Here is a 7,989-nt window from a genome sequence, read left to right as displayed (position 1 = left end):
TCAACGGCTAGGAAGTGTCTAGATTATCCGTGGCGATTCAAATAGATAGCAACTGGAGAGACTTTCATATCAGGGATAAGTTAGTACGGAAATTAAAAATGGCAAGCCCTTTGAGGAACTTGCCATTCTGTTCAACTCATAACTTTGTATCATGAGTTTAAGCATCTATACTTTCCCACCCACTCCCTTAAATTTTTCAACAAACGCTGCAATTTTTTGGAAAACACTTTGCTTTTTTGTGAGGTATTGGGGATTTAGTGGGCTCATTTTTGGCAGAACGGCATTGAGCTCCGTACCATTGTCGCTGGCAAACTCTCGTTTGAGAGAGGTGGTAATATAACGTTTAGCTTCCTCTTCATTCAGATTCTCGGATCCAATTAACTCTTGTGCTTCGCGTAGTTGCTCTACCTGTGCAAAAGCAAAGAAGGCATCTATAATGCTGGCCTTGTCACTAATTTTGTCCAGGTCGGTTTGGTTAATAAAATCAACAACTAGGCTTTCTTTGGCCCGACTCCCAAGACTGGAACGTATTAATCGACGAACTTCATCAATTAAGCCTGCTTTACTTTTATTCTTACGATTGTGTTCAAAAATCAGCTCGAGAATATAATCAAGATTAATTTCTTGCGACTTCAGTAGATCTACCTCAAAGACAACGTCATCCCAATCAATAGCCGATTTTTCTTTTTCAGCGGAAGATTTTTCCCGACGCAGCCAGTCGCGAACATCGTTATAAGTTGAACGGTAGTCCTGAATTTTCCGTTCAGACGGCATTTTAATTGTTTGCAGCGTCGCCAGATCCTCATCGCTTAAATAATGCAGGGTCTTGAACTCCTCAACCGCCTCGGGGTCATTGATGTTAATGTTCTGCAAGGCCTTCAGGCTGGCAAACTCGTCGTAGTTTTGCAGCACGTTCTCAACGCGTAAATACTCACCAAAGAGTTTCGCAAAGGCTTTTTTATCGGACTCTTTCTCAATGGCAGAGGGATCGGAAAAGCGTTGCTCTAGCTCCGTCACCACATCCACAAAGCCACGCCTTGCCTCACCGGTTACTACGTCGGTAAAGCCTTCCATATACTCCTTGTAGCTTTTCTCGAGCACCACGTTCTTGGTGTTTTTATCGCCAAACAACGTGATGGCGTCAATTGTCACCTGCTCCAGATCACGGAAAGTAACGATATTACCGAAGGTTTTGGTTGCGTCAAAAATACGGTTGGTGCGTGAATAGGCTTGCATCAAACCGTGGTAGCGCAGGTTTTTATCCACAAACAAAGTGTTCAGCGTCGGCGCATCAAACCCGGTCAGGAACATGCCGACCACAATCAGCAAGTCGATCTCCTTAGCCTTAACTTGCTTGGCCAGATCTCGGTAATAGTTTTGAAAACCATTGCTTTCCACGCTGAAGTTGGTTTTGAACAGCTCGTTGTAGTCAGCTATGGCAGCACTTAAAAACTCTTTGGCACTGCTGTTCATTGCCGATACGTCAAAACTTTCATCCAGAATATCGCCTACAGCATCCTGTTCCTCATTGGCCACAAAAGAGAAAATGGTGGCGATTTTTAGTGGCTTATCGCTGTCTTTTTGCAAGTCTTTGAACGATTCGTAATACAGCTTGGCAGCGTCTACGCTGCTCACGGCAAACATCGCATTAAACCCTTTTGCCCCTGCGTGCAGGCGATGCGTTTTTTGCCGAAAGTTATTCAGGATGTACTGCGAAATTTCTTTTATACGGATAGGATGCAATAAGGCTTGCTTGTTTTCCGCCGCGCTAAGCTTTTTCTCGTCCTGTTCGCTTTCAATATCTTTGAAATGTGGGCGCACATCGTTGTAGTCCACTTTGAACTTGAGCACCTTTTCATCTCGAATCGCATCGGTGATCACATAAGAGTGCAACTCTCGACCGAACACGCTGGCCGTAGTGTCTGCCCCAAGAGCGTTTTGCGGAAAAATTGGTGTGCCGGTAAAGCCGAACTGATAGAACTTCTTAAACTTTTTCTTTAAGTTCTTCTGGGCTTCACCAAACTGGCTACGGTGGCATTCATCAAATATAAACACCACCTGTTTATTGTAAATGGGCAGGTCGTTTTCGCTCTTCATCAGGTTATTGAGCTTCTGGATCGTGGTGACAATGATTTTGTTGTCATCTTTATCCAGATTACGCTTGAGGCCAGCGGTGCTGTCAGAGCCGTTTACACTATCCGGGGAAAAACGCTGGTACTCCTTCATTGTCTGGTAATCCAGATCTTTACGATCCACCACGAAGAAAACTTTGTCTATGAACTCCAGCTCAGTGGCTAAGCGCGCCGCCTTGAAGCTGGTCAAGGTTTTACCGGAACCTGTGGTGTGCCAGATATAACCGCCGCTTTCCGTATTGCTCCAGTTTTTAGCCTGATAGGCGCTGTTGATCTTCCACAAGATACGCTCGGTAGCAGCAATCTGGTAAGGGCGCATTACCAGTAGTGCATCGCTCACATCAAACACCGAATAATGCAGCAGTACATTGAGCAGGGTGTTCTTCTGGAAAAAGGTCGCGGTAAAATCTTTCAGGTCTTTCAGCAAGCTGTTATCAGATTTTGCCCAGTTCATAGTGAAGTCGAAGCTGTTCTTGTTGCGCTGGGTAGTATTGGCAAAATAACGGCTATCGGTGCCGTTGGAAATCACAAACATCTGCAAATACTTAAACAAGGAATGTTCACTGTTAAAACTCTCTTTGCTGTAGCGATGCACCTGATTAAAGGCTTCGCGGATCGCCACGCCGCGCTTTTTCAGTTCCACCTGTACCAGCGGCAAGCCATTCACCAGAATGGTGACATCATAACGATTGGCATGACTACCCTGTTGTTCAAACTGCTTGATGACCTGAACCTTATTCCGGGCAATGTTTTTTTTGTCTACCAGGTAAATGTTCTGGATATGACCATCGTCAAACACAAAATCATGGATATAGTCGTTGTGAATTTTGCGGGTTTTATCGACGATGCCATCGCTCGGCTTGTCCAGCCAGGTCTCCACAAACCGCATCCATTCACCGTCAGCAAACTGCATGTTGTTCAGGGTCTGCAACTGCTCGCGCACGTTGGCCAGCAGCTTCTCAGGCGTATTTAAAACAGGTTCATACTCGTAGCCCTGATTGTGCAAATCCTGAATGAACTCCCGTTCCAGGTCACCTTCGCTCTGGTAGCTTTCATTAAGCTGCCATTCCCTGGCGTATTTATCGAGAACGATAAAGCTATTTGATTCGGCAACAGCCTTGTATTCGTACATGCTTCACCCCTAAATCTTTTTCTTTAGTTTTCAGCCTGCTGAAAGCGATACATCATATTGATTTCATTAACCAGATACCGCAAAACACGCTTGTCGTCTTCAGTGAGATCGGCCACTTCTTCGCCCGCATGTTTCGAGTGGCTGGAAATATTAATAATCCGGGCCTCATACGGATTGGTTGTTCCGTCATCAGTTTTTGGCAACAGATCGCCCCATTTCTTATAGCCAAGAAACGTGGAGGTTTTTTCCAGAATGTTTCTTAAAAAATTAAAGTGATACTTGCTCAACTGACCACTCTCGATGGCATTTTCGAGTTCTGATTTCAAATAAAGATGATATGAGAATGGCGAATCATTGGGCTGCTGGACTAATTGAAATGTGCCGCCGTCAAGCCGGGCCATCCGGTACTTATCAAGCCATTTTTTCTTGTAACCACCGTCATCACTGTTGAGCTCATTATGCAGAACGTTATAAAAAAGCGGATTGTGCGTGGTGATGATGAATTTAACATCAGAATTGTTTGACTTGATCAGTTGGGCCAAATCTACGGCCAATTCAATCAAATGGTTCTCATCCAGTGAACTTACCGGGTCGTCAATAAATACATATTCCAACTGATCAAAAACGTTGGTTTCACGATCAGAGGGGTCAGCAACATTGAGAATGTCAATCACCAGCTCGATCAGCGTATAGAAAATACTCCAGATGAAATTGCTTTCCTCACCCTTAGAGATTTTCAGATTTCCGGATTGCACATCATCGCCGCGCTCAAGGGAAAAAGTCACTTCTGAGAAAGCCTTTACAGTGATCTCTTTGTCGTCCTTGCCTTTGACTTTATATTCTTCATTGAATTTTGGTGTTAGCTTCTCATTGGCGTAGCGCTGAAAATTGGTAATGATGTTTCGATCTTGCCCTTGATCTTCCAACACCCAGTCGGTAAATGAATTGGGATGGATTCTGAGCTTGGGATCGGCATCCTGCTCCAGGTCGTTGTCCCAATAGAACAAATCTTCGGTAAAAGCGTTGTAATACAGGATCTTGTTGCGAGATATTTCTGGTTGTTCTGCTGCATCGTCGCTTTCGATTTCATCGTTTTTTGGCGCGATCAGTTTCTTAAATTCTCGCGACAGGCGCGTTTTCCCCGTGCCATTAAAGGCATAGATCAACTGTACTTTTTTATTGGCGTCTTTAAGCTGCTGGGCGATTTCTGCTAGCGTCTTGCTCATATCAGGCCACTACCTCTTCAGGTTTGGGAAAGCTCAAAAGCAAATCGCGGTAATACTCATATTGCTTTTGGCGTAATGCGATTTCACGTGGAAAACCTTCACTGATAGAATTGGTAAGAGCATCGAATTTGTCCAGGATGTCGACGATGCGGGCTTGTTCGGCAAGCGATTTTTCAAGGTCATTTGGATACGGAACAGGAATTGCGATTTTAGCAAATCCATTAATTAATAATGTATTGACCTTGGTTCTGGCCACATACTTTGCTTTCTCGGCAATGAAAGATGCTGTTTGCATGCAATAGGAAACAAACTTCGGGTTCATTGAATGCCGGAAAGCATAACAGTGGTCGTGAATAGCCACTTTTTCATCTCCAAGCCAGGCCATGGCTTTACCAACATCCTCGACGGTTTCTCCGACATCCGTTATCACTACATCTCCTGGTTCCGCATAGCGAAGTGACTTGGCCATATCGTTTCTGACCTGAGAAAGCGCATGAGTTGTAAAGACGCCGTACCGAGTGTATATCTCACCGTAGTGGATCACACCAATGCCATCTTCAACATAATCAGCTTTCGTAAAGCGCTTTCCTCGAATAAATTCGCCAATCTCCCCCAAAGTTTTCCACTCTACATCCCCTTCCTTAAAACTCAACAACTGGTCGCGATAGTAGTTGTATTGTTTTTTACGAGCTGTAAGCTCGGCTGTAAGCTCGGCTGTAAGAGAGGTAAAAGTGTCCAGAATGCGGACGATTTCGCACTGGATTTCGAGCGATTTTTTGGGGTTTTCAGGACATGGAATGGGGATTTTGAACTTATCAGTATCAGGCGTTGCAATTTGCGGCATTTGCATCTTGTTGCCAATACTCTGAAAGTGGGGTTCATTCAATTTCAGAAAATGATAAACATACTTTATATGGACTCCGTCATTATTTGAGTGATACGACCACATTTCGCTTTTATGGGAGAATGGTTTGTCATAATACTCGAATTCAATAATGCCACGAGATTTGACAATAATAGAAGGTTTCCTATTTACATCTTTCGCAGGTATATCGTCAAAACCGACAGATGCAACAGTTCTACCGCCCGCAAAGATTTTTAGTGGTGCGCCATCTTTGTGTAACTCTTTCATCTGACCAGCGGTAATCTTTGTGCCCTTGGTACGAACAAGCACTTTGCCCAAAGGTTTCCACTCTACTTTAATGCCATCCAGCAGCTTTTCCATAAAGCTCATCTCGCTCATGCCTTCAGCTCCTTACCTTCAATCTCCGCCACAATGGCATCAATATCCGCTCGTAACTGGTCGATTTTAGCGGCGGTAATTTTCAGGTCGGCATTGAGCTCAGTGATATCTACTACTTCGCGGTTGTCCTCGGCTTCGATATAGCTACTGACCGATAAATTGTAATCATTGGCCTTAATATCTTCAAAGCTCACCAATTTGGCAAAATGATCAACGTCTGCTTTGCTATCAAACACCTGCATGATTTGCTCAATATGCTTCTCAGTGAGCGTGTTGTTATTGGTTTCCTTCTTAAACAACCCGCTGGCATCGATAAACTGGGTGGTCATGTCGGTTTTGTGTTTGGACAGCACCAGAATGTTCACGGCGATGGTGGTGCCAAAGAACAGGTTGGGCGCGAGTGCAATCACTGTTTCGATATAGTTGTTATCCACCAGATATTGGCGAATTTTCTGCTCGGCGCCACCCCGGTAAAAAATGCCGGGGAAGCAAACAATGGCTGCACGGCCTTTGCTGGAAAGGTAACTGAGCGCATGAAGCACAAAAGCGAAGTCGGCTTTAGATTTGGGCGCTAACACACCTGCCGGGGCAAAGCGGTCATCGTTGATCAGGGTAGGATCGTCTGAGCCTATCCATTTCACCGAGTAAGGAGGGTTGGAGACGATGGCATCAAAAGGTTTGTCATCGCCAAAATGCGGATTACGCAGCGTATCACCGAGCTGGATATTGAACTTGTCGTAGTTGATGTTGTGCAAGAACATGTTCATCCGCGCCAGGTTGTAGGTGGTGTGGTTGAGTTCCTGCCCCCAAAAACCATCTTCAATAATGTGGGCGTCAAAGTGTTTTTTGGCTTGCAGCAGCAGCGAGCCAGAACCACACGCAGGGTCATAAATCTTGTTGACGCTGGTTTGCTTGTGCATGGCCAGTTGCGCAATCAGCTTGGACACGTGTTGCGGGGTAAAAAACTCACCGCCGGATTTGCCTGCATTGGCGGCATAGTTGGAGATAAGAAACTCGTAAGCATCACCGAAAAGATCGATGTGACTACCCTCAAAATCGCCAAAATCTAATTCTGCCACCCCTTTGAGCACTGCCGCCAGGCGTGTATTCTTGTCTTTTACCGTATTGCCGAGCCGGTTACTGGTGGTGTCAAAATCAGCAAACAATCCCTTGATATCGTTCTCTGAAGGGTATCCGCTGGCTGACATTTCAATAGCCGAGAAGATGTCAGCCAAATCGGTGTTTAATTTTTCGTTAGTACTAGCACCTGCGGCGATGTTAACAAACAAATCATCTGGGTAAATGAAATAACCTTTGGTTTTAATGGCGTCGTCTTTGATTTCCGGGGTAATGACGCTCCGGGGGAGTGTTGCATACTTGACGCTGGCATCACCGCCTTCAATGTAATTGGCAAAATTCTCGCTGATGAAGCGGTAAAACAGAGCGCCTAAAACGTATTGTTTAAAATCCCAGCCATCCACTGCACCGCGTACATCGTTGGCAATCTGCCAAATCTGGCGTTGCAGTGCGGCGCGTTGTTGGGTGCTTGTCATGGTAAAACTCCGGTTTTAATACATTTCTGGTAGCCAAAGGCTCATAATTAGTCCTGCATTATAACGATTAAGGATGTTCTAATCATTTCGAATCGCCACTAAATTGTGTGAATCGCAGGGGGAATGGCGATTGATTAATATTCAGACGATACACGGATAATTATTTGCCCAGTCTTTCCCCAAACGGCCGACTGAAGGGCTCGCGCACCTTGCATGATATGTACTGATCGCTGTTGGCCTTGCCAGTTCTGGCGAACTCACGCAGCAGAGCACGCTGTTTCGCTTTACGTACATGCTCGAAACCCTTCGGGCAATGGACTGGAGCGACTGGCTGTTGTCCGCCAAAGAATGGGAGGAAAAAGCTAAACTAGCGGGTAATGTCTGTGCGATCTACACCCCGAAAGACGAGCTGCATCAGGTGTTCACCGACAAGGGTGAACTCATCAAGCCGATGGAACTGCGACTTACTGGCGATATCGGCGGCATTCCTGCGCTGCTGGTTCAATGTAATCTGAGCGCTGAACGCTTGCCTGATGACGAGGGATTTTGCATTTACCGGCTGTTACCTGAACCATTTCGTGAGCATAAGAGGCTCATGCCCAGCGATGTTTCTGATGAAAAAAAAGAATATAGCGATAAAAGGACGCCCGGCCACATAGGCTGAGCGTCTTGGATTATTTTTTTGCTTCCATTTGGTGATGAA

The 7,989-nt window shown here is 45.4% G+C and carries 5 protein-coding genes; 1 reads left to right on the top strand and 4 read right to left on the bottom strand.

All coding sequences use genetic code 11. The features are described 5' to 3' along the window. Nucleotides 1–165: 165 nt before the first annotated feature. From GYRE_RS12480 to GYRE_RS12465, 4 genes are read right to left on the bottom strand one after another with little or no spacing between them, the layout of a single operon-like run. Nucleotides 166–3,264, bottom strand: a complete 3,099-nt coding sequence (locus tag GYRE_RS12480; RefSeq protein ID WP_038255625.1) for an HsdR family type I site-specific deoxyribonuclease — start codon at nt 3,262–3,264, stop codon at nt 166–168. A 23-nt stretch (nt 3,265–3,287) separates the two neighbouring features. Further along, nucleotides 3,288–4,490: an AAA family ATPase gene (locus GYRE_RS12475; RefSeq protein ID WP_038255624.1), complete on the bottom strand. Its 1,203-nt coding sequence runs from the start codon at nt 4,488–4,490 to the stop codon at nt 3,288–3,290. 1 nt (nt 4,491) lies between these two features. Then, complete coding sequence (locus GYRE_RS12470) at nt 4,492–5,733, bottom strand: restriction endonuclease subunit S (RefSeq protein ID WP_038255622.1); 1,242 nt, start codon at nt 5,731–5,733, stop codon at nt 4,492–4,494. Continuing rightward, nucleotides 5,730–7,286, bottom strand: a complete 1,557-nt coding sequence (locus GYRE_RS12465; protein ID WP_038255620.1) for a type I restriction-modification system subunit M — start codon at nt 7,284–7,286, stop codon at nt 5,730–5,732. Before GYRE_RS12465 ends, GYRE_RS12470 begins: the two co-directional genes overlap by 4 nt. Before the next feature lie 334 nt (nt 7,287–7,620). Between GYRE_RS12465 and GYRE_RS12460 the strand changes: the two genes are divergently transcribed. After that, nucleotides 7,621–7,950, top strand: a complete 330-nt coding sequence (locus GYRE_RS12460; protein WP_245939507.1) for a hypothetical protein — start codon at nt 7,621–7,623, stop codon at nt 7,948–7,950. Nucleotides 7,951–7,989 lie beyond the last annotated feature (39 nt).

The organism is Yokenella regensburgei ATCC 49455 (genome assembly GCF_000735455.1).
In the GTDB taxonomy this organism is placed as follows: domain Bacteria; phylum Pseudomonadota; class Gammaproteobacteria; order Enterobacterales; family Enterobacteriaceae; genus Yokenella; species Yokenella regensburgei.
This window is presented reverse-complemented; position numbering and strand designations above follow the sequence as displayed.

What these genes read in the sequence shown, in the direction of transcription:
- GYRE_RS12480 (WP_038255625.1), bottom strand. Translation starts at nt 3,264, where the DNA reads ATGTACGAATACAAGGCTGTTGCCGAATCAAATAGCTTTATCGTTCTC.
- GYRE_RS12470 (WP_038255622.1), bottom strand. Translation starts at nt 5,733, where the DNA reads ATGAGCGAGATGAGCTTTATGGAAAAGCTGCTGGATGGCATTAAAGTA.
- GYRE_RS12475 (WP_038255624.1), bottom strand. Translation starts at nt 4,490, where the DNA reads ATGAGCAAGACGCTAGCAGAAATCGCCCAGCAGCTTAAAGACGCCAAT.
- GYRE_RS12465 (WP_038255620.1), bottom strand. Translation starts at nt 7,286, where the DNA reads ATGACAAGCACCCAACAACGCGCCGCACTGCAACGCCAGATTTGGCAG.